Below are 20,194 nucleotides of genomic sequence, written 5' to 3' on the forward strand. Positions count from 1 at the left end.
ATCTGACGAAGAACAGGAGCGAAAAGGGCCAAAAAATCGCCCAAAGCACACACGAAAATAGATACATCAAGCCAAGAAAAACTTTTTGGAGAAATTCAAAACAGCTTCTTAATGTGTCAATGAATAATAGGGCAATGTGCTAATTTATTTTCACATTAGCATATTGTTTATTGACCTATTCTTCTGTGGCACTCTGTGGCCTCTGTAGTGAATAGTTATATAATAAACAGGTTACTCATTCCGGCAATTCCACCACTCCCAGCTTCTTCTTCCCGTTCATCTTTGCCGTAAGCGGCTTGTCGAAATGCACCCAACGGATAAATTTCGTCTCTTCCACAGCAGGCATGGCATCCAGCAATTCCTGATTGAACACCCCGTCGCCGCAATAAGCATTGATGGTAAAATAGCCTACCCCGAATGACGTGAGGTTCTGGAAGAAATGCGTACCCTGGCTAGGGTCGACACGGTAATTGGTGAGACCAGCCTCAACGATAATACGTGCCGCCGAAATATTGGGCCACTTCACAGGAATACCCAGCCAGGTATCACTGCTTCCCCACCTGCCCGGACCTACCAGGACATAGTGCTTGCCTTCGTCAAGGAAACGCCGGTTCAGTTTCTCGATATCATAGGCTATCAGCTGGTTGTTCGAAGCCGAATAACCTTCCGTCTTCACATAAATCACATCTTGCATATCATCTATCACACCCTGCCCCAACGCATTCTCGCTTTTCAGCAACAAACGTTCTCCGGGGATGGCTTCCAGGTCTTCGTTGAAATCGGCTTTCATATCCACCATCGGACGGATTTGAAGCAAATAAAAAGTGCCGGACTTCTCTTGGGCGTTCAGGTTAACGGCAAACTCAATCTCTACCGGACGGCGCATTTCACCCTGACCATACTTCTGTACCAGCTGAAGAATACGTGCCAAAGGAAACACATCGTGCTGAAGAATATTGGCAAAGGTAATCACCTTGCGCCCGCCGGGATAAATACCGTCGCGGATAACCATATCATAAGGGTCGTAAGTAGAAGCGATGTATGTCAGCGAACCGTCTGCCTCGGCTTCCTTCACCGGCAGCTTCAAGAGATTGAACCCGTCATCCAGCGAAAAGTCGTGTCCCAGGTTCTTCAGGTCAAGGGCATAAAAGCGGGTCTGTGTCTCGCGAAGCGCCATCTCCAGCTCACTGGTCTGCAACACCTTATCAGGGTGATACGGACACACACGCAGGGTCAATCCGCCGTCGACGATGTATTTGCCCAAGCCCAATGCCAGGCTGACAGTACCTTCTTCGGCAAGTTCGTCATTGATAGGATAATAATTGACCGAACGTGCCACGCCCGATATGGCAGGATAGTAACGGTCGCCGTATTGCGTACCCACTACCTCCTGCAGGATTACCGCCATCTTTTCCTCGTCGATAACGTTGCTGGTAGCCTGCATATACGCCTTGCTGTCTTTATAGAACACCGAAGCATATACACCTTTTATCGCATCGCTCAGCATCCGCAGACGTTCGTACTTGTCATCCATATACGGAATCATATAAGTAGAATAGATACCGGCAAAAGGCTGATAGTGCGAGTCTTCCAGCAAGCTGGACGAACGGATGGCTATCGGCGCCTTCACCACATCGAAGAAAGCGAAAAAGTCCTCTACCAGGTTATCGGGCAGCTTCGCACGCAGAAAGGCACGCAATATCACTTCGTCATCCGCTTCGCTCAGGGCTATCTGGTAGAGCTGGTTGGTTTCCATAAACTCGTCGAATATATCCGTACAGAGCACCACCGTCTTCGGAATGGCTATCGTGGCATTCTCAAACTCTTCAAACTCGGGATGACGCTTTACCATGTTGTCGATAAAGGCAAGTCCGCGTCCCTTTCCTCCCAACGAACCGTCACCGATGCGGGCAAAGTGCGAATAGCGGTCGAACCTGTCGCGCTGGAATACCGCTACGACACCCTGGTTTTTCATCTTACGGTATTTCACAATGGCTTCGAAGATAATCTGCCGGTGGGCATCAATGTCTTGCAACGACTCCCACGTAATCTGCTTCAGGAACTCTGCCACGGGAAATATAGCACGCGAATACAACCAGCGGGACACGTGATTACGCCCGATATGATACAGCAGCGAGTCGGCGGGGATAGAGAAAATGGCGTTCTGCAAATCTTTCAAGTTATGCACCCGCGCCACTTCCTCCTTGGTCTTCGGGTCACGGAACACAAAATCACCGAAGCCGAAATGCTCGGACACAGCCTGCCGCAAGTCCAGATTCATCTTCTTGGAATTCTTGTCGACAAACTGGGCATGAATGTGGGTGGCAAACTCCCGGTTCGAAGCTTCCGACGATTGCAAAATCAAAGGGATAAACGGACTCCGGCTACGCACCTCGGTAAGAAAGCGGATGCCTGCCTGCGGGTCAATCTTCCCTTCTCGAGGGAAACGTGCATCGGAAACAATCCCCAAGGTATTGTTCTGATAACGGGTATAAAGGTCAAACGCCTCCTCATAAGTGCGTGCCAATACAATCTTAGGACGCCCGCGCATGCGCAAGGTACGCTGGTGCTCGTTCAGCGCCTCCGTTGCAAACTCCTGGCTTTGGCGCAACACAAACTTGTAAAGGTTAGGCAATACCGACGAATAAAACCGTATGGAGTCTTCTACCAGCAGAATCATCTGCACACCCACCTCCTTGACATCATGCTCCAGATTCATCTTGTCCTCTATCAGCTTGATGATAGACACCAGCAGGTCGGTATTCCCCAGCCAGCAGAACACGTATTCAAAGACACTCAGGTCTTCGTGCTCCATCCGCTCGCGGATGCCGTGCGAGAACGGGGTCAGGACCACCAGCGGAATATGCGGATATTTCTCCTTGATTTGCCTGCCGATGTCAAACGTATCACTATTATCGGTGCCGGGCATACAGATGACCAGCTCGAAACGGGTGTTTTCCAACTGCTTCCAGGCATCTTCCTCGGTAGACACCTGTGTGAAACGCGGCGGATAACGAAGGCTCAGGTTCATATACTCGATAAAGATTTTCTCATCGATGCGCCCGTCGTCTTCCAGCATGAAAGCATCATACGGATTGGCAACCAGAAGTACATTAAAGATACGTTTCGTCATCAGGTTGACAAACTGGGTATCCTTGAAATAGAGTTGGTTTAATTTTAACTTATTGAGCATAGCTATCGGATTTAAGCTTGATTTCTCAAACAAATTTCGGGATTTCTCTTGATTTATGCAACTTATCGGCGTACAAACTTTACCTGCCGCCAATGACCAGCCACACGGCTTTTAACTTTTTATCAGTTTTTACAGATAAATTCATACAGAATTATTTGGTTTATCCGTTTAAAATCCTACCTTTGCATAAAGAAACATTTCATTTTGTCAGACCTTAAAGATAAATAGTTATGGACATCAACCGAATCATGTCATCGCTGGAGGCCAAGCATCCCGGTGAATCTGAGTATTTGCAAGCCGTAAAAGAGGTATTGATTTCTATCGAAGATATTTACAACCAGCATCCCGAGTTCGAAAAGGTATCGCTCATCGAGCGGCTGGTAGAACCCGACCGCATCATCACATTCCGTGTGCCGTGGGTAGACGACAAAGGCAAAGTGCAAGTCAACCTGGGCTATCGCGTCCAATTCAACAATGCCATCGGTCCTTACAAAGGCGGCATCCGTTTCCACGCATCGGTCAACCTGTCTATCCTGAAATTCTTAGGATTCGAACAAACATTCAAAAACGCCCTTACCACCTTGCCCATGGGTGGCGCCAAAGGCGGTTCCGACTTCTCACCGCGCGGCAAGAGCGAAGCCGAGATCATGCGCTTCTGCCAAGCCTTTATGCTGGAGCTTTACCACCATCTGGGTCCCGACATGGATGTGCCTGCCGGCGACATCGGCGTAGGCGGACGCGAGGTTGGATACATGTTCGGCATGTACAAGAAACTGACACACGAATTTACAGGCACCTTTACAGGCAAAGGACTTGAATATGGCGGTTCGCTTATCCGTCCCGAAGCCACAGGTTTCGGCGGACTGTACTTCGTAAAACACATGCTCGACAAGAAAGGCATCGACATCAAGGGCAAAACCATCGCCGTATCAGGTTTCGGCAACGTAGCATGGGGAGCCGTAACGAAAGCCAACCAGTTAGGAGCTAAGGTAGTCACCCTTTCCGGTCCCGACGGATATATTTACGACCCCGACGGAGTAAGCGGTGAAAAGATAGACTACATGCTCGAACTCCGCGCTTCGGGAAACGATGTGGTAGCACCCTATGCCGAAAAATATCCGGGCGCAACCTTCTATCCGGGACGCCGTCCGTGGGAAGTAAAGGTAGATATCGCACTTCCTTGCGCCACTCAGAACGAATTAAATGGCGAAGACGCTTGTAATTTGATAAAAAATTCCGTTCTTTGTGTCGGAGAAATTTCCAACATGGGTTGCACACCCGAAGCCATCGATGCATTCATCGAAAACAAGGTGATGTATGCACCGGGAAAAGCCGTCAATGCAGGAGGTGTAGCAACCTCGGGACTCGAAATGAGCCAGAACGCCATGCACATCAGCTGGACCGCACAGGAAGTAGACGACAAGTTGCATCAGATTATGCACAACATCCACGAACAATGTGTGAAGTACGGCACCGAGCCTGACGGTTACATCAATTATGTAAAAGGTGCCAACATTGCCGGATTCATGAAAGTGGCACACGCCATGATGGCACAAGGAATTGTATAAAACAGGACGTTTTATAATAATATCTCGTTTAGTTGTATTTGTATTTTGTATTGTAGCTGCGCTGCTCGCCTGTGAAGGTAAGCAGCGCTTTTTGCTGTAGGGGCGTATCGCATACGCCCTGAATACATCCACATGGATAAGTGGACACATTCCGAAGGCGCATCAAAATAACATTCGATTATCCCAAAGCAATGTCCTCCTGCCCCTAAAATATACCCCATCTGATTGCAGTATATCTTCATCTGCAGTTGAAGTATATATTCATTCGCGGTTGAAGTATATATTCATCCGCAGTTGAAGTATATATTCATTCGCGGTTGAAGTATATATTCATCCGCAGTTGAAGTATATATTCATTCGCAGTTGAAGTATATATTCATTCGCAGTTGAAGTATATCTTACTTTCCAGAGCAATATTCCTGCCTCTGAAACCGATACAAATGTACTGACCGCCAAACTTCCAACCCACCTGCGGACAATAATTTCTTCCAACTCCCTTTTATAGTCAATCAGAAATAAAATGCGAAAAATCATTTGTCATGCTGAGTGCCTATTTCCTGCGGAAAATCCATTCGATTATGACAAATTGTAAATTCGTCATTGGTAACGTAGTGAAGCATCTCGGATGCGCCCACGTGGATGTCTACGAGATCCTTCACGTTCGTTCAGGATGACAATACATCAAGAATTTTTCGCAAACCAATTTTGTTCTACTATAACGGATGAATAATAGGGCAATGTGCTAATTTATTTTCACATCAGCATATTGTTTATTGACCCATTCTTCTGTGTATTCTTGTGTGGTCTGTGTTCTATGATAGCATCACAAGAATCCGTTGTCAACTCCCGATTCGCATAATCAGCTGGTAAAAAACAGGGAACGGGGGTAAACAAAATAATGCTCTTGCGTTATATTTTAAAAACAACAATATACCGAATGCCATGAAACAGCTATATATCATCCTCCTTGCTTGCCTGCTTGTCGGATGCCAGGAAGAACAACTTATGGACAACTCACTTATAACAGTCTCCATCCAAGGAAACCAATTGGAAGGGATGACTCGGAACAATGAAGGAAAAAATATCTTCACCGCAGGCGACAATGCCTCCCTTTTCAGTCAAGGAGGAATAAACGCCAACAATATCGCCCTGACTTATCAAGATGGGGAATGGCATCCTGAGACTCCATTGTACTGGGATAAAAGTGGAAACGAAGCATCGGTTGTCGTCTACTATCCGGCATTCGCATCAACCCAACAAGAACTTTACGATACGGAAGGAAATCTGAAAGACATCTTATATGCAGCTCAAGAAACGCCCTACGGCAAACCAGTTGAACTGCAATTCGAACATCTCTTTGCCAAAATCACTTTTGAGACAGATGAATCAATCCATACACAGATGCAAAACATCCGTTTTACTCCATCCGTCCGACTGGCAAGCATAGAGCCTCACACCCGAACATTCACATTTGCAGAAACTCCGGCACCTACCGTTTCTTTCGAAAAACGAACTGAACGTATATATACACTTTTCATACCTCCTGCCGACAATGTTTCTGTCGACATCAGGCTTGTCACCTCCGAAAGTGAACTACAGCTCACCACTCCGACACAATCTTTCATTTCGGGACACCAATATACCTACCGGCTTATTTCCAAAGAAAAAGAAACCGGCATCTACACCGCAGAAGAATTTATCGCATTCTCCCATCTGATAAACGGGATGGAATACGAAGGCTACACACTGGACGATTTCGGACATGAAGTAGATGGCGTCATGACCTATTTCCTTTGTGCAGACATTGCGTTTACAGAAGAGCAAAGTGAGCAAGTGCAGCCGATAGGGTGTAAGTCGACAGCATTGGGTAAAAGCAAATCTTTTAATAAATGTTTTGACGGTCAAGGGCATTCGCTTTCCAATCTACGTTTGATTACTCCGGAAGACACTAAACATCAGGGACTATTCGGATATATAGGCGAGCGAGGAATGGTAAAAGACTTGACTTTAGAAAACTGTTCGTATGTCAATCTTGATTTTCTTAATGAAACTCATTATGATGGAATGATTGTCGGTTTTAATGAAGGGAATGTGATTGGTTGCCATGTTCTATCGTGTAGTATCGAAGATAAAGCATTTGGTTATGCAGGAGGCTTAGTTGGTGAAAATAAAGGTACTATTGCCAATAGTTCAGTATGTAATGTTAGTTTTGAAGGAAGGCTTGATGGTATAGGAGGATTATGTGGACATAATTATTTGTATGTTATCAATAGTTATGCAAGTTCTTGTCAGTTTACGAAAAACGCCAATGCAGGAGGTCTATGTTATAATATGGCTTCCGGTGCTGTGCTGACGAATTGCTATGTACATGCCCCATTTTTCAATGGGAACTCACAATCCGCTCTCTTTTCTTATCAACTTTCAGCCGGTATATCTAATAATTGTTATTATCCGAAAGATAGTGGTCTAAAAGAATTTTATAAGGGCACGAAAAATGAAGGGAAAAATTATGCATACGATACTGATTTCACCGTTACCGATACGGGCGAAACCCTTTTGGATGCCTTGAATGCCTGGGTAGACAAGCAGCAAGGCGAGTATAACGGACTTCCCCTTTTGCATTGGGAAGCAGGAGATGAAGGTGTTCCAGCCAAGTTGGCAGACCTTTAAAAGTCTGTTTTGAGTTTTGTGTGATGATGTAGGATGAGTTTTTAAGAGCTATTCCCAATAACCAGTAAGGCAGAATCAGCAAACAACCCCCAAAACCCAAAAACTTAAAAACTCAAAAACTTAAAACGCATGAACTCATCCCCATTATAGTTTTTTATCAGCCCAAAAGACTACATCTGTGCAAAATGTTGTAATTTTGCGCCCAAACTCAAGAGTCTATGGAAAAGAATAAAAAATTAGTTGGAGCGATTATTCTATTGATTGTCATTGTTGCAGGCGTTTCTTTCCTTGCCGTGAACGAATACCGGAAAAATAAGGAAATGGCTGAAGTGTTTGCCGTAGAAAAACAAGAAATGGAAAATGAATATAGCGCGTTTGCTACACAATACGATGAACTTCAGGTGCAGATCAACAACGATTCGCTTCGTGAAAAACTGGAAAGTGAAAAGTTGAAGACCCAACGGTTATTGGAAGAACTGCGGCAGGTGAAGACAACCAATGCTGCCGAAATATTGCGGTTGAAGAAAGAATTGAAAACCGTACGTGCCGTGCTACGTACCTATGTTATCCAAATTGACTCGCTCAACCGGCTCAACGCTGCACTGATGGAAGAAAATCAGGAAGTGAAAAGCAAATACTCAGCTGCCACAGCGCAAATCAATACCCTCTCGCAAGAAAAGAAAAACCTGAACGAAAAGGTATCGCTAGCAGCCCAACTGGATGCCACCAACATCTCTGCACTACCGATGAATAAACGTGGCAAGAAAGCACGAAAGGTGAAAGACGTGAAAAAAATTGCTATCTCGTTCACCATCGTAAAGAACATCACTGCCGAAACGGGCAACAAAACAATCTACGTCCGCATTGCCAAGCCCGACAATGACATCCTCTCGAAAGGCAATACCACCTTTGCCTACGAAGACCGTGAAATTACTTACTCCATTAAAAAGTATATTGAATATACCGGAGAAGAACAAAGCGTTACCGTCTATTGGGACGTGGAAGAATACCTTCCTGCAGGTACCTATACGGTCTATATCTTTGCCGACGGCAATATGATCGGACAAAACTCGTTTACCATGAAATAAAAGCCTGCATCATGAAAAGAAGCCTATTCCACATCCATGCGCTATGCATGCTTGCATCTGCCTTATTCCTTGCATCGTGCGGGCAAGACCGCTCGGGGGAATATTATGCCCTTATCGGACCAAAAACGTGGATGTACGAAACCATGCAACAACATTACCTGTTTTACGAAGACCTTCCCACCGAAGAAGGACTGAACTTCTTCGATAAGCCCGAAACATTTCTCCAGTCGGTTGTTTCTTCACAGGACCAGAAAAATGGAAGCGTGTTTTCCCACATTGATTCGGTAAATGTTTCACGTGTACAAAGTGCTTACCCCACTTTCGGATTGGAAGGCTCATTGATACGCAATACCAACGGTGACTATGTAGTACATATATTATATGTGTATCCTGATTCTCCAGCGTCTGAAGTGGGACTGAAACGCAACGACTGGGTGGTAAGCGTGAACGACCGGGCTTTGAATACAAGCAACTTCGAATCTTTCTTCCAGCGTCCCAGCAGCTCCTGCCGCTACCGGGTAGCTACAGAAGTAGATGGACAGCCGGATACATCCTACGTTGACATGCCTGCTCCCCGAATCATCGAACAACCCAGCGTATTTACCTATAAGACCATAACCGCCGGAAGCAAAAAAGCTTTTTATATCCTCTACAATGGATTTGAAACGGACGACGAAGAATCACTGAAAGCAGCCTTCAACGAAGCTGCCGCCCAGTCACCATCCGACATCATCCTCGACCTTCGCTACAATCCGGGTGGCTATGTATCCACCGCCCAATTGCTTAGTACCATCCTTGCCCCACAAGGTGCAATGGGACAACCGTGGCTTACAATGGTATTCAATGACAAGACTGATCCTCAGACACAGACCTATACTTTTGATGCCAGTCTGCTGCAAGGGGTAACCAATCTGAATTATGACCACCTGTACGTCATCACCACCTCTAATACAGCCTCGGCATCCGAAATTGTTATCAATACCTTGCGCCCATATTTAGGTGATAAGCTATTACAAGTAGGTGCTGCCACCTTTGGAAAAAATGTGGCACAGAGCTTGTTTACCAATGAAGCTTACCCACAACTGGAATTCTGGTTAACCACCTCGTATACAGCCAACTCGGAAAACTTTTACGATTATTATACTGATGGGCTGCAACCTGATTATGTTTCATCTGAAGACTTAACTGCCAATTTAGGAGAGTTCGGCACACCAGCCGACAGTATTTTGGCTCCGGTATTTTATCATTTGGAACACGGCACGTTTCCCTCGACTGGAACAGAAGAAAATACCCGTTCAACAGGAAGCAAAATTATTTATAACCCTATAGACCACAAGCCAAAGCGAAGCCAAATGTCAATAAAATGAATGTTGACATTTATCAGCATGTTCTCATGAAAACGCAATAGGACAGGCTTTGCCAAATAAATCGCCCAAAGCACACACGAAACGAACACATCAAGACAAGAAAAACTTTTTGGAGAAATTCAAAACAGTTTCTCTTGGCTTTATGCTATTTTGCTAGCACATTTTACAAACATAGGAACTAAAAATTCACCGCAAAACAATGCCTGTTATTTTCATACCAGTAGTTCACTTTCCATCCATGGTATTCGCAAACCGCTTTCACTATCGCCAGTCCTAATCCATTACCTTTTGTTTTTTCTGACGGGCGGTAGAAGCGATTGAATACCTGCCGGGCGTCCAATTCCGGCTCATCGGAAGTGTTCGATACGATAAGCTGCCTGCCGGTCAGAACAAGAGTGATGTCCCCATTCGGACGGTTATGGCGGACAGCATTCACCACAAGATTATTCACGAGACTTTCCAGAAGGGTGCGGTTGGCACGTATCATCAGCGAAGTCTGGAAATCTTTGCGGAGAACGATGTTTCCCATAAGGCATTCCAATGAAGGCAGCAGTCTGTCGAGAAAATCGCCCAAACTGATGGTTTCCATCTGTTCGTACTGGCGGTTGTCTATCTTGGCAAGCAGCAACACCGCGATACACATTCTTGACGCAATCCCTCACACCCACCTCCGCCAGCTTCGCCTTCAAGTTCTTGATGTGCGTGTAGACGAAGTCGTGATTGTCCAGCATATCCGCCATGTCGCCGCTGGGATACTCTGCCATCCCTGCCTTCGACACCGCCTTGCCCACGTTACCGATGAAGGGCCGACAGCTCCCTTTCGTCTTCGATTATCAGCAGTTTCATTGCGTTTGATGAATAAACATGGAAGCAAAGGTAATAGGGAAATTTGAAGATATATTGAAGAAGAATCGAATTTTTCACTATATTTACCCACAAAACTACTTATACTGAAAAAGATATGGATACTCAGACATTCATCAGCAAATACCGCCAGGCTTTTGGTGAAACGGCGGAACTTCCGCTTCTGTTCTATTATGCTAACGAACCGGTGGCAGATACAAATAAGATAAACGGTTGTCTCTTTAAGGGAATGGATGCCGCGAGAAAAGGGAAAGGGCTTAGCCTGAATGCCGAGACCATCGGTTGTGGCGGAGGCAAGCTCTATACCGCCTTTGCGCCGATGCCTGAGCATGTGCCCGGCTTTGTGTCACATAAAGAACGCTACAAGGCTTCTCCAGAAGATGTGATAACGTGCATTGAACGGCTTGATATACGGCCGGCTGCTAAAAAGTATCTTAATTTCATACGGATTGACCGCGTAGAGAGTTTTGAACCCATGGAAGGGATTTTGTTTTTTGCTACTCCCGACATGCTGTCAGGACTGGCAACTTGGGCATTCTTCGACAATAACGCCGATGATGCTGTCTCCTGCATTTTCGGCTCAGGCTGTTCATCAGTTGTAGCCCAAGCCGTAAAAGAAAACAGAACAGGCAGCCGTCGTACGTTTATAGGTCTGCTCGACCCTTCCGTGCGCCCTTATGTAGAAAGCAATGTGCTGAGTTTTGTGATTCCGGCAAGCCGTTTTAAAGAGATGTATCAGACAATGGACCGTTGTTGCCTCTTCCATACGAATGCATGGAGTAAGGTAAAAGAACGGATAACCAACAGCATCTGACCTGCGTTTACTTGATTAACATGATGATGCTTCCGCCCGTAATCAGCAGCGCGCCCGCCACAACCCGCAGGCTGACCGGTTCCTTCAGAAACAGGAACGACAGGCAGATGGTGATGACGACACTCAGCTTGTCTATCGGCGCCACGCGCGACACGTCGCCCGTCTGCAATGCCTTGAAGTAGAAAAGCCACGACAGCCCCGTCGCCACCCCGCTCAGCACGAGGAAGAGCCAGGCATGACGCGGTATCTCCCTTATCTCGCCCACGTGCTGCCCGAAGAGCACGATGCCCCACGTCAGCAGCAGGATGACGGTGGTACGGATAGCCGTAGCCAAATCTGAATTAATGTCCTTCACGCCCACCTTGGCGAAGATGGCGGTCAGCGCGGCAAAGAGGGCGGACAGCAGTGCGTAATATTTCCACATAATCGCTTTCCTGTTTTTAAGTCGGTTGCAAAGTTATTGTATCTGCGCAAAGGTAGGAGCGGATTTTGTAGGAATTTTGAAGAAAGAAGGAAAGCCTGTAACAAATCCCATTGTATAGGGTTCGGAATTCCCTAATATCCGTATATTTTCGTTTCATTGCTCCATATCCTCACTGCCCTTTTAACTAAATTCTTAACGATGAGGATATGAAAAAGACGTATGGCAAAGAAATATATCCTGCCTAAGCCGTTATTATAATTGACCAATGTCGCAATGCTGATATTCTGCGCATTTCCTGACGGGGATTCACATTCCAACACAACATAAAAGTCAAGATGCTTGTCTTGTTTACCGATAACCAACTCTGTTTCATTTTCTTCAATTATCATATCCGCAAACCCGCCTCCAGTTTTAAGCCCTAATGGCTTCACTAACATGTCCCTGAATTTCAATAAATATTGTGCAGGCTTCGGATATTGAACAAATATAAGATTGAACAAGTCTCTTGGCTTCATCCGCTCTTTTCCAATCAATGTTTGGCGGAAACAATCTTCGTAATTCGCAGGACGGTATTTGTCAATCAGTTTATCCATATTCTTAAATGTTTGTAGAATTATGGAGTTCAAGAGAGTTTCCCATTCTTTAGTTCGTCTTCTAAAAAGGAAAAGACATACCGCGGACTTTGGAAATAGAGTCGTGTACGTTCATCTGTTATCTTCTGATAAGTATCCGAATTGAATACCTGGGATAATGCCTGCTCCATGCTCAGCTCGTTATTCTGTTCCAGCAACAACACGGCAAGATTCTTCACCATGTCGGCCATCATTTCTGTCTTTTCGTTCATATTCGTCGTAATGATTTGATGGCACGTTCCGTGCCGAAAAAATATTGTATCGTTATTCCTTTCATATATTGCAGATTGCGCACCAGTGTGGGCAAGTCAATGAAACGATTCTCATATTTCCATAGCTGCACGCCTACCCGGTCGTTGGCAATAGGGCCAATCACCACGTCGTAGTCGTGTGCAGGCAATCGGACAGGGTTGTTACGGTTCAATAGAATAAACTTTGCCCATTCTTCCGAATAGTTCTCAAAGCGGAGTATGCGCAAGTCTTTCCATGCGGCATCATCTATTTCGTAGGTCTGTACGATAGGGGTTCCCGTTTCCAACTGTTCCACTTTGACTTGAGCCATATTCCATGCCTGCTCGTAATCGGCAGACAGATAAAAACCGCACCCGAAATCTTTGTTTGGCTTGGATTTCGACAAGTCCACGCGGTCGAAGTCCCGGTTGGTTCCGTGATAGAGCTTCATAGCAACGCCCCTCCACGGCGATGGCAATATTCTGCAACGTCGTCCACCATTGAGGCAAACGACTGCGTATGAGCGTACCCGTAATGACGGTCGATGAACTCAATCCCTTTGAAGCGACTCAGATAATTGAATGCCTGTTTCATTGTCAACCCATATTTGCGCCCGAACTCCAGCACGAATATAACCGTCCATTCCACTTTGTCTTTGATGTCATCTTTCATTTTCCTTTTACTTAAATGATTCAATCAGCACAAAAGTAATGAATTTGTGCAAGAATCAAGCAAGCAGACACTGCATTTATAATTGATAATGGTTGTTTTTACCTATATATCCCCCGCATCAGCACCAGAATGAGACCTCAAACAAACAGAAGAACCACCGATACCGCCGTCACGTGGCGAAGAAAAGCCCGTTTCCGTTTCAACTTGTTTCAGATAACCGAACGCTTCCTCGGTGCGAAAGCGAACAATATTCAATACTGATAATTGTTTCTACACTTCAATTTTAAAAATGAAGTCCCCGCCAATTCACAAGTATCGGCAGGGACTCTATTAGTTTATAAATATTTAATCCAAAATGCCTTCCGGTATGGGCGCTGTCGCAAGCGCTCCCGTTATTTCATAGTCTGTACCGGGAACGGTCATTTTCATGGTGAGGTCTACCGGAGGAAGGTTTCTTGTCATGGGATTGCTGATAAGTTCTTCCCAATCCACGTCTAAATAGGTTCTGATAATATCCAGTACTCTCTGAGAATCATTGAACGACAAGGCGAAATCATGGGCTTCCATCGGAGCATCTTGTGCCAAGTTTCCTGATTCATCGGCCGGATAGTTCAGACGCAGATAGGGTGTCTTCTTTTCTCCTTCCTGCCTGACAAAGAACTCATACGTGCCTTTGGCAAGTGGTGTATTATTCAGTTGGTGCTCCATGTAGTCCATGGTGAAGAAATAGCAATCCCGTGCCTCATTGTTTACCAGATAGAGCATAAGGTTTGAAGCCAACGCGGGATGATTGCTTCCGGCAATGCCGTATGCCAAGTAGCAGTCCGTCACTTTCACTTCTACCGTTTCCTTATCGCCCGTCACATTGTCCGTCAGAGTGAGCGTGGTGTTTCCTTTCCGTTTGCCATACAAGGAAACGAAAACGTCCTCTCCTTCATTCTGAACCCTCGCGGCTTCTATTATCGCTTCGTTCGCTATGGCCAGGCTGATGTCGCCACTCCCGTTGGTAATGTTGATATGGGTGCTGAGAGGCCCTAATCTTACTTCATAATAGGTCTTTTCAAGGCTGAACGGCGTAACATCGGGGGTATTTTCGTTCTCATCGTCGCTGCATCCTGTAAGGCTGCATACAAGCAGGAGCAATGCTCCCAATAAGAATCGTGCTTTCATTTTCTTTTTGTTTTTAATTGTGATTTACTTGCAAAGATATAAAAAATCAGCAAGCAGAGCAAAACACCAAGCCCACAATTCACCGACATATCCCCCGCATCAGCACCAGAATGAGACCTCAAACAAACAGAAGAACCACCGATACCGCCATCACGTGGCGAAGAAAAGCCTCTGTCGGTTTCCGCTCCCGGCAGAGGCTTTTAGAACTTTCAGATTATCGTCCGTCATCAAAGTTCGCCCGGCTTCTCGTCCTCATTCTTTGCCCGTGTGGCACGCGCTTTCGAGATGGCTTTCTGACGCTCAATCATCGCGTTCACATGGTCGATAAACGTAGCGTATTCCGCATCACCGTTTATCATCGCCAGGGCGTTCACCGTATCAACCAGCGAGCGGTAGGCAGCTTCGGCGGCGGTGCGGGTCTCCTTCACGATGCCCACCTGACGGGCTGCATCGGCTTCCGTGCGCTCGGCGGCTGCGGCAAGGAATTGTTCTTCTTTATATTTCAGGTCTTCCACCCAGACAGAAAAGTTGATTTCAGCGATGGGCAGTGCCTCAAGGTCTTGCAGGAGGTTGTGCAGCACACCGCTTTCCTCGGTTTGCGCCAGCTTCGTGGGGTCGCCGTATTTGTCGAACACCGCCTTGCATTGTTCCGCGATGGCACGGAGGTCGGCATCAGGATAGGCGCACATGGCTGCCGCGTAGTTATTCGCGCCACGCCACGCGGCATCACGTGCATCGTCTGCTGCGGTCGCCGTGGCAGTGGCAGGATTGGTGGCAGATGCTTTCAGCGCATCGTCGAAAGCGTCTACATTGGTTGTAAAGGTGGTTATTGCAGCGGTAAGGGCGGCAGCCGGTTCCTCGCCCGGCAGGTTCGCCGTTTCCGTTTCAACTTGTTTCAGATAACCGAACGATTCTTCGGTGCGGAGACGGGCAATATTCAATGCTGATAATTGTTTCATACGCTTCAATTTTAAGGATGATACGAAAATTTTACGTTGACAAATATAGTCTTTTTCCTTCGTCGGGGCAAATTATATGCGGAAAACCAGTCGGGCGATGCCAATCCTGCCGGATTTATGCCGTCGACTGAATCGACAGGGCTTCTCCGTCCCGATTCGGGCTGTCGACTGAATCGATGATGCTTCTCCGCGCCGATTGGCGTTGTCGATTGAATCGACAGGGCTTTTCCTGACGGATTGATGCTGTCGACCGGGGCGACGGCGGTTATCGGGGCGGATTGGCATTGTCGACTGAAATAATTTATCTCACTTTCAGATAGAGGTCTTTGTTCGGCTTGCCATGCTCATTGAGAGAATAATACAGAACGAAATTGCAACGGTGCATAAATCCGGCTCCTATATAGTTGGCATCCACCACGCGACTGTTCACTACCTCACAAGAATCAACCCGTGTTCCGGCAACCGTTACGGGAATCTTGAAAACGGTGAGCGTATCGGTCAATTTCCCTCCGTGCTGTTTGATTTTTTCTTCGCAAGGAAAGTACGTTTTCAGCCGGTCTGCAAGTGCGTTGTTTATCTCCAATACTCCTGTATAACCCAAATCGAGCGTAAAGCGTACTTCTTCATTCAATCCATTCATATAAACCGGAATGGAATCCTCGCGTAATCCTTGAGGGAGATAGGTCATTCCTGCGGTCTCCTTTGCCAGCAGGTCTTTGTTATTGGAATGGAAAAGCGTCATCGTGCCCGCTTCCGTGTCGAATTTCCACGTGCCAATAGCCAACATTTCCGTTCCGAACACGCCTTCATCTATCACATCATATATCACGTTATCTTTGCGAATGCCGTTGAACATCGGTTCTTGGATGCTTGCCTCACCAAAAGCAATAGAAGTGAATGTGTACAATTCCGGAGAATTTTTCTCTTGATACGCATTAGTGCTTTTAATCGGCAGATTCCCCCAGTATTCGCCACCGTAGGCTTGGATGGAATCTTCGCGCATAAGGCTTGTCGCTTGCGTGTCGATACGGAGCGGAACTTTGTGCGTGCCGTTGAGGGTACAATCAATCAGAAACCAACCCTCTTTGCTGTACTGAATCGGATATTGATAGCACGCGTTTCCCGGCAGGGCTGAACGGTATGCAAGCGTATGCGAACTATAACGGATGAAAGGATAAATAAACCAAGCGGCTCCGGCAGCAATCAAGACTATCACTATCGCTGCGATAATCAAATTACGTTTTGTCTTTTTCTTCATTTCATTTTCTGTTAAATGTTAGTTTTCGGGTGGCGAAGATAACGAAAAGTAAGGAAAGGAGCAAACACCAAACCCCACCATTCACCGGTAAATCCTCCGCATCAGCGCCGGAAGCCCCACCAGCAGCAGGGGCAGACCTGCCACGAAGCCGCCTATCACCGCCACGGCAAGCGGCTGCTGCATCTGTGCGCCCATGTCGGAGCCTCGGATAGTGTCAATCCTGTAGGATTTGTGCTGTCGGAGCTTCGGATGGCAGTTATCGGGGCGGATTATATCCAAACAGACAGAACTTTTGACGTGGACAAGTTGAATACGATAAATCACTGAATGAAAATTATCTTCTTGTTCCGGAGGCTGACAATAGTTTTCTGCTTGGAAAGAATCTCATAACCGATAAGCCCGTCAATCTTGTTCTCCCAACGAGAGTTCAAGTGGTTCATATTATTAAATACAGTAGATACATTTTCAAATAATTTCTTTCCGAGAGCCAATGATTTTACCGAGGCTTTTTGTACATCGGTTTTTTGTGTGGACACGCCTGCCAATTCAGTCGTGGTTATGTCGGTCAAGTTATTTTTTAGCTTATCGAACAAAGCAATATCCAATAAGTTTGCTGCGGCTCCGCAATCAATACCCAAAGACACTTCCTCCGTACCTATTTTTCCTTTTACAAAGGGGATATGTGAAGTTTCAGATGTCATTTGGATAGGTATTTCATAAGTGGTATATTGCATCTTGTTGATATAGTCGGCGGTTTTATCCGGCTTAATCAGCGTCAAGGTTTTATTTGCGTAATCGAACAGCCAATCATAGTCTTTGACGACTTGGTAACCTATCAATCCGTAGATTCCCTCGTCTTTGAGTAAATGGGAAAGATCGGACATTACAAAATCCTTGTTTTGTGTCTTGATACCATAAAAATCGAAAGAATCAATAGGGATGATATCTTGTCCCGAAATACTGGAATTTACACTTTTCGCTCCACTTATCGAATTTATAGTGTCTTTACCGAAGTATCGGCTGTTCAAGTAAAGGCTTTGCGCACCGCTGTCAAAGATAAATTTCCGTTCGATACCGTTCAGCTTGGCTGTTACGACTATCATATTATCTTGGATTTCCATCGGTACGGTGATGATTTCTTGGGCGGGTGTTTCAAAATCGGTCTTTTTGTCTAACGTTTTCACTTGAACGGACAACAGCTCCAATTGTTTGAGTTGGTTATTAGCATTGAATACAAAAGTTGCATTTTTATGTCCCAGCTTCTTGCTGTAATTGAAATCATAAACCAGTGTCAATGTCCCATTTCCCTGCTGTTCGCTTATTTCGCTGATGTCTGAAATGTGTTCGTTCAATTGGTTGACCAATAGTTCCATTACCTTGATAGCGATAGCGCCGCTCTTTCCCGCGCATGTAAAATCGGAGGCTAAATATTTCTTCAATTCATCGGTAGAACGGTTGTTGACGGCATCGACGGCGATATTCACAACCTTCCGACATTCATCAATGTCTTGCGAATAGACATGAAAGGCGCACACAAGCGCAAGAAATAAAAATGCTAATCGTTTCATCTTTTTATGTATTTAGAATTATTTTGCTTGCGAAGATATAAAAAAACAGCAAGCTTGGCAAGCCTAAGTCCCATAATTCACCGGTAAATCCTCCGCATCAGCGCCGGAAGCACCACCAGCAGCAGGGGCCCGCTACTCTCGCCCAAGTCGTAGCCGTAATAATCCGTGGCATCCTGTGCGTTCCATCGGAAAGAGGTTTGTCCCCCGTCTTTGGTCAGGACGGGTACGAACAGGTAATCCCCGTTCAGTTCCAGCCGTAAACGGGTGTACAGCGTCTTCAGCCGCCGGAGCTCCGCCTGCTCGATTTGCAGTTGGTGGCGGTAATCGTGGAGCAAGGGGCTGTAATTCCGTGCAGCTTCTGCATAATAAGACAAATCATGAGACATTTGCTGCCCTCCTGCCGTAAGGATACAAAAGGAAAAGACTAAAATAAAACATATCCGAATCATATTGATACCGTTTATTCCGGCAAAAATAGATACGGATGTTGTAGGAATCTTGAAGACATCCGGCAAATCCCCAAGAATAGTAAAGACAAATGCATCAAGGCGTGAAAACTTTTTGAAGAAATTCACAACAGTTTTTTAAAATCTGAACCAATGCTTTGCCAATCAAATAAAAAGCATTACCTTTGCAGCCGCTAATACGAGTTATTAGTATAATTCAAATCATTTTATTATTTACTAAACTTTATATTTAAAGATGGCAACAAAAATCAGATTGCAAAGAAACGGACGCAAAGGATATGCGTTTTATTCAATTGTTATTGCAGACTCAAGAGCACCACGTGATGGTAGATTTATTGAAAAAGTTGGTACATACAACCCCAATACCAATCCTGCCACAGTAGATTTGAATTTCGACCGTGCATTGTATTGGGTAAAAGTAGGTGCACAACCTACAGACACTGTACGTAACATCTTGTCTCGCGAAGGTGTTTATATGATGAAACACTTGCAGGGTGGTGTTGCAAAAGGCGCATTCGATGAAGCTACAGCACAGGCTCGCTTCAGCGCTTGGAAAGAAAACAAACAAGCTAATTTGGCCGCAATAAAGGCTAAAGCAGAAGAAACCAAACAAGCAGCCGTTAAAGAACGTCTGGAAGCAGAAAAGAAAATCAATGAAGAAATTGCTAAGAAAGTAGCTGAAAAGAAAGCTGCTGAAGCTGCCGCTAAGGCAGAAGCTGAAGCTGCTACCGCAGAAGAAACTCCGGCTGAAGAAGCACCTGCTACCGAAGCTCCGGCTGAAGCATAAATTCGCTTTTTGACGTAATAAAAGCGAGGCTGTCGCAAAATAAAGAATGGCAATACTTCTTGCCATTCTTTATTTTTTTAATGGATGTCCGCAAACAGCCAATGTAGGGGCGTATCGCATACGCCCGGATGCACCAACTTATCCACGCCGAAAGAGTTATTATGTTTCAGTTGAACCACGGATATAGGTGCAACGGTAAGAGCAGACAGGCTCATCCGCTGTAAGATTAATAATCTTCAGGCTGCAAGATTATTAATCTTACAAGCGGAAGATTATTAATCTTACCAAACGAAGCTATCTGCGTGAAGCAAGAAGATAATAACAGTTTCGCTAACCAATTTTGTTTACTACACTTAGAAGCTGTTTTGAATTTCTCCAAAAAGTTTTTCTTGGCTTGATGTATCCGTTTTCGTGTGTGCTTTGGGCGATTTTTTGGTTCTTTTCGCTCCTGTTCTTCGTCAG

At 45.6% G+C, this 20,194-nt stretch carries 19 protein-coding genes; 6 read left to right on the forward strand and 13 right to left on the reverse strand.

Annotation, left to right across the window (positions count from 1 at the left end; translation table 11 throughout):
* Positions 1–235 precede the first annotated feature (235 nt).
* The gene (locus B5F78_RS11790; RefSeq protein WP_087250107.1) at positions 236–3,193 is read right to left on the reverse strand and encodes a PEP/pyruvate-binding domain-containing protein; all 2,958 of its coding nucleotides are present in this window, start codon (positions 3,191–3,193) and stop codon (positions 236–238) included.
* A gap of 230 nt (positions 3,194–3,423) precedes the next feature.
* Here B5F78_RS11790 and gdhA point away from each other — a divergent pair, with 230 nt between their 5' ends.
* From gdhA to B5F78_RS11810, 4 genes are all read left to right on the forward strand, one after another.
* On the forward strand, positions 3,424–4,761 hold the full coding sequence (gdhA, locus tag B5F78_RS11795; protein ID WP_022039514.1) for an NADP-specific glutamate dehydrogenase: 1,338 nt from the start codon (positions 3,424–3,426) through the stop codon (positions 4,759–4,761).
* Positions 4,762–5,703: 942 nt separating this feature from the next.
* Entirely contained in the window at positions 5,704–7,431 is a 1,728-nt protein-coding gene (locus tag B5F78_RS11800; RefSeq protein ID WP_087406786.1) for a fimbrillin family protein, read from the forward strand.
* A gap of 218 nt (positions 7,432–7,649) precedes the next feature.
* The gene (locus B5F78_RS11805; protein ID WP_087212703.1) at positions 7,650–8,519 is read left to right on the forward strand and encodes a hypothetical protein; all 870 of its coding nucleotides are present in this window, start codon (positions 7,650–7,652) and stop codon (positions 8,517–8,519) included.
* Between the two features lie 11 nt (positions 8,520–8,530).
* A complete protein-coding gene (locus B5F78_RS11810) occupies positions 8,531–9,886 on the forward strand; it encodes a S41 family peptidase (protein ID WP_087406787.1) in 1,356 nt (451 codons plus the stop codon).
* Between the two features lie 178 nt (positions 9,887–10,064).
* Here B5F78_RS11810 and B5F78_RS11815 read toward each other — a convergent pair whose 3' ends face one another.
* Positions 10,065–10,517 (reverse strand): sensor histidine kinase, encoded by a 453-nt coding sequence (locus B5F78_RS11815; RefSeq protein ID WP_206421949.1) that lies wholly within the window; start codon positions 10,515–10,517, stop codon positions 10,065–10,067.
* Positions 10,518–10,847: 330 nt separating this feature from the next.
* Here B5F78_RS11815 and B5F78_RS11825 point away from each other — a divergent pair, with 330 nt between their 5' ends.
* Positions 10,848–11,564 carry a DUF169 domain-containing protein gene (locus B5F78_RS11825; protein WP_087406788.1) on the forward strand — a complete coding sequence of 239 codons (717 nt, stop codon included), beginning with the start codon at positions 10,848–10,850 and terminating at the stop codon, positions 11,562–11,564.
* A 7-nt stretch (positions 11,565–11,571) separates the two neighbouring features.
* Here the strand turns inward: B5F78_RS11825 and B5F78_RS11830 are convergent, their stop codons facing one another.
* The 10 genes from B5F78_RS11830 to B5F78_RS11875 all read right to left on the reverse strand — a co-directional run bounded on the left by B5F78_RS11830 (position 11,572) and on the right by B5F78_RS11875 (position 18,927).
* Entirely contained in the window at positions 11,572–11,988 is a 417-nt protein-coding gene (locus tag B5F78_RS11830) for an EamA family transporter (RefSeq protein WP_087249731.1), read from the reverse strand.
* A 131-nt stretch (positions 11,989–12,119) separates the two neighbouring features.
* Positions 12,120–12,581 carry a DUF2867 domain-containing protein gene (locus tag B5F78_RS11835; protein ID WP_140400137.1) on the reverse strand — a complete coding sequence of 154 codons (462 nt, stop codon included), beginning with the start codon at positions 12,579–12,581 and terminating at the stop codon, positions 12,120–12,122.
* Positions 12,582–12,610: 29 nt separating this feature from the next.
* Positions 12,611–12,832: a hypothetical protein gene (locus B5F78_RS11840; RefSeq protein WP_087397069.1), complete on the reverse strand. Its 222-nt coding sequence runs from the start codon at positions 12,830–12,832 to the stop codon at positions 12,611–12,613.
* Positions 12,829–13,302, reverse strand: a complete 474-nt coding sequence (locus B5F78_RS11845; RefSeq protein WP_087397071.1) for a DUF3990 domain-containing protein — start codon at positions 13,300–13,302, stop codon at positions 12,829–12,831. Before B5F78_RS11845 ends, B5F78_RS11840 begins: the two co-directional genes overlap by 4 nt.
* Complete coding sequence (locus B5F78_RS11850; protein WP_087397073.1) at positions 13,299–13,523, reverse strand: DUF3791 domain-containing protein; 225 nt, start codon at positions 13,521–13,523, stop codon at positions 13,299–13,301. The genes B5F78_RS11845 and B5F78_RS11850 overlap by 4 nt, the downstream gene beginning before the upstream one ends.
* Before the next feature lie 345 nt (positions 13,524–13,868).
* Positions 13,869–14,693, reverse strand: a complete 825-nt coding sequence (locus B5F78_RS11855; protein WP_087406790.1) for a hypothetical protein — start codon at positions 14,691–14,693, stop codon at positions 13,869–13,871.
* A gap of 227 nt (positions 14,694–14,920) precedes the next feature.
* Positions 14,921–15,652, reverse strand: a complete 732-nt coding sequence (locus B5F78_RS11860) for a DUF6261 family protein (RefSeq protein WP_087406791.1) — start codon at positions 15,650–15,652, stop codon at positions 14,921–14,923.
* A 301-nt stretch (positions 15,653–15,953) separates the two neighbouring features.
* The gene (locus B5F78_RS11865) at positions 15,954–16,910 is read right to left on the reverse strand and encodes a hypothetical protein (protein WP_087406792.1); all 957 of its coding nucleotides are present in this window, start codon (positions 16,908–16,910) and stop codon (positions 15,954–15,956) included.
* Between the two features lie 320 nt (positions 16,911–17,230).
* A complete protein-coding gene (locus tag B5F78_RS11870) occupies positions 17,231–18,478 on the reverse strand; it encodes a pepsin/retropepsin-like aspartic protease family protein (RefSeq protein ID WP_087406793.1) in 1,248 nt (415 codons plus the stop codon).
* Positions 18,479–18,555: 77 nt separating this feature from the next.
* Positions 18,556–18,927: a hypothetical protein gene (locus B5F78_RS11875; RefSeq protein ID WP_140400139.1), complete on the reverse strand. Its 372-nt coding sequence runs from the start codon at positions 18,925–18,927 to the stop codon at positions 18,556–18,558.
* A 253-nt stretch (positions 18,928–19,180) separates the two neighbouring features.
* Here B5F78_RS11875 and B5F78_RS11880 point away from each other — a divergent pair, with 253 nt between their 5' ends.
* Positions 19,181–19,732: a 30S ribosomal protein S16 gene (locus B5F78_RS11880; protein WP_022039535.1), complete on the forward strand. Its 552-nt coding sequence runs from the start codon at positions 19,181–19,183 to the stop codon at positions 19,730–19,732.
* 226 nt (positions 19,733–19,958) lie between these two features.
* Here the strand turns inward: B5F78_RS11880 and B5F78_RS17630 are convergent.
* The coding region (locus B5F78_RS17630; RefSeq protein ID WP_206421952.1) for a hypothetical protein at positions 19,959–20,194 on the reverse strand (236 nt) is incomplete at its 5' end.

Source organism: Bacteroides sp. An279, from assembly GCF_002159615.1.
Taxonomy (GTDB): Bacteria; Bacteroidota; Bacteroidia; order Bacteroidales; family Bacteroidaceae; genus Phocaeicola; species Phocaeicola intestinalis.

Coding starts and splice junctions, on each gene's coding strand:
- B5F78_RS11790 (WP_087250107.1), bottom strand. CDS start 3,193: ATGCTCAATAAGTTAAAATTAAACCAACTCTATTTCAAGGATACCCAG.
- gdhA (WP_022039514.1), top strand. CDS start 3,424: ATGGACATCAACCGAATCATGTCATCGCTGGAGGCCAAGCATCCCGGT.
- B5F78_RS11800 (WP_087406786.1), top strand. CDS start 5,704: ATGAAACAGCTATATATCATCCTCCTTGCTTGCCTGCTTGTCGGATGC.
- B5F78_RS11805 (WP_087212703.1), top strand. CDS start 7,650: ATGGAAAAGAATAAAAAATTAGTTGGAGCGATTATTCTATTGATTGTC.
- B5F78_RS11810 (WP_087406787.1), top strand. CDS start 8,531: ATGAAAAGAAGCCTATTCCACATCCATGCGCTATGCATGCTTGCATCT.
- B5F78_RS11825 (WP_087406788.1), top strand. CDS start 10,848: ATGGATACTCAGACATTCATCAGCAAATACCGCCAGGCTTTTGGTGAA.
- B5F78_RS11830 (WP_087249731.1), bottom strand. CDS start 11,988: ATGTGGAAATATTACGCACTGCTGTCCGCCCTCTTTGCCGCGCTGACC.
- B5F78_RS11835 (WP_140400137.1), bottom strand. CDS start 12,581: ATGGATAAACTGATTGACAAATACCGTCCTGCGAATTACGAAGATTGT.
- B5F78_RS11840 (WP_087397069.1), bottom strand. CDS start 12,832: ATGAACGAAAAGACAGAAATGATGGCCGACATGGTGAAGAATCTTGCC.
- B5F78_RS11845 (WP_087397071.1), bottom strand. CDS start 13,302: ATGAAGCTCTATCACGGAACCAACCGGGACTTCGACCGCGTGGACTTG.
- B5F78_RS11850 (WP_087397073.1), bottom strand. CDS start 13,523: ATGAAAGATGACATCAAAGACAAAGTGGAATGGACGGTTATATTCGTG.
- B5F78_RS11855 (WP_087406790.1), bottom strand. CDS start 14,693: ATGAAAGCACGATTCTTATTGGGAGCATTGCTCCTGCTTGTATGCAGC.
- B5F78_RS11860 (WP_087406791.1), bottom strand. CDS start 15,652: ATGAAACAATTATCAGCATTGAATATTGCCCGTCTCCGCACCGAAGAA.
- B5F78_RS11865 (WP_087406792.1), bottom strand. CDS start 16,910: ATGAAGAAAAAGACAAAACGTAATTTGATTATCGCAGCGATAGTGATA.
- B5F78_RS11870 (WP_087406793.1), bottom strand. CDS start 18,478: ATGAAACGATTAGCATTTTTATTTCTTGCGCTTGTGTGCGCCTTTCAT.
- B5F78_RS11875 (WP_140400139.1), bottom strand. CDS start 18,927: ATGATTCGGATATGTTTTATTTTAGTCTTTTCCTTTTGTATCCTTACG.
- B5F78_RS11880 (WP_022039535.1), top strand. CDS start 19,181: ATGGCAACAAAAATCAGATTGCAAAGAAACGGACGCAAAGGATATGCG.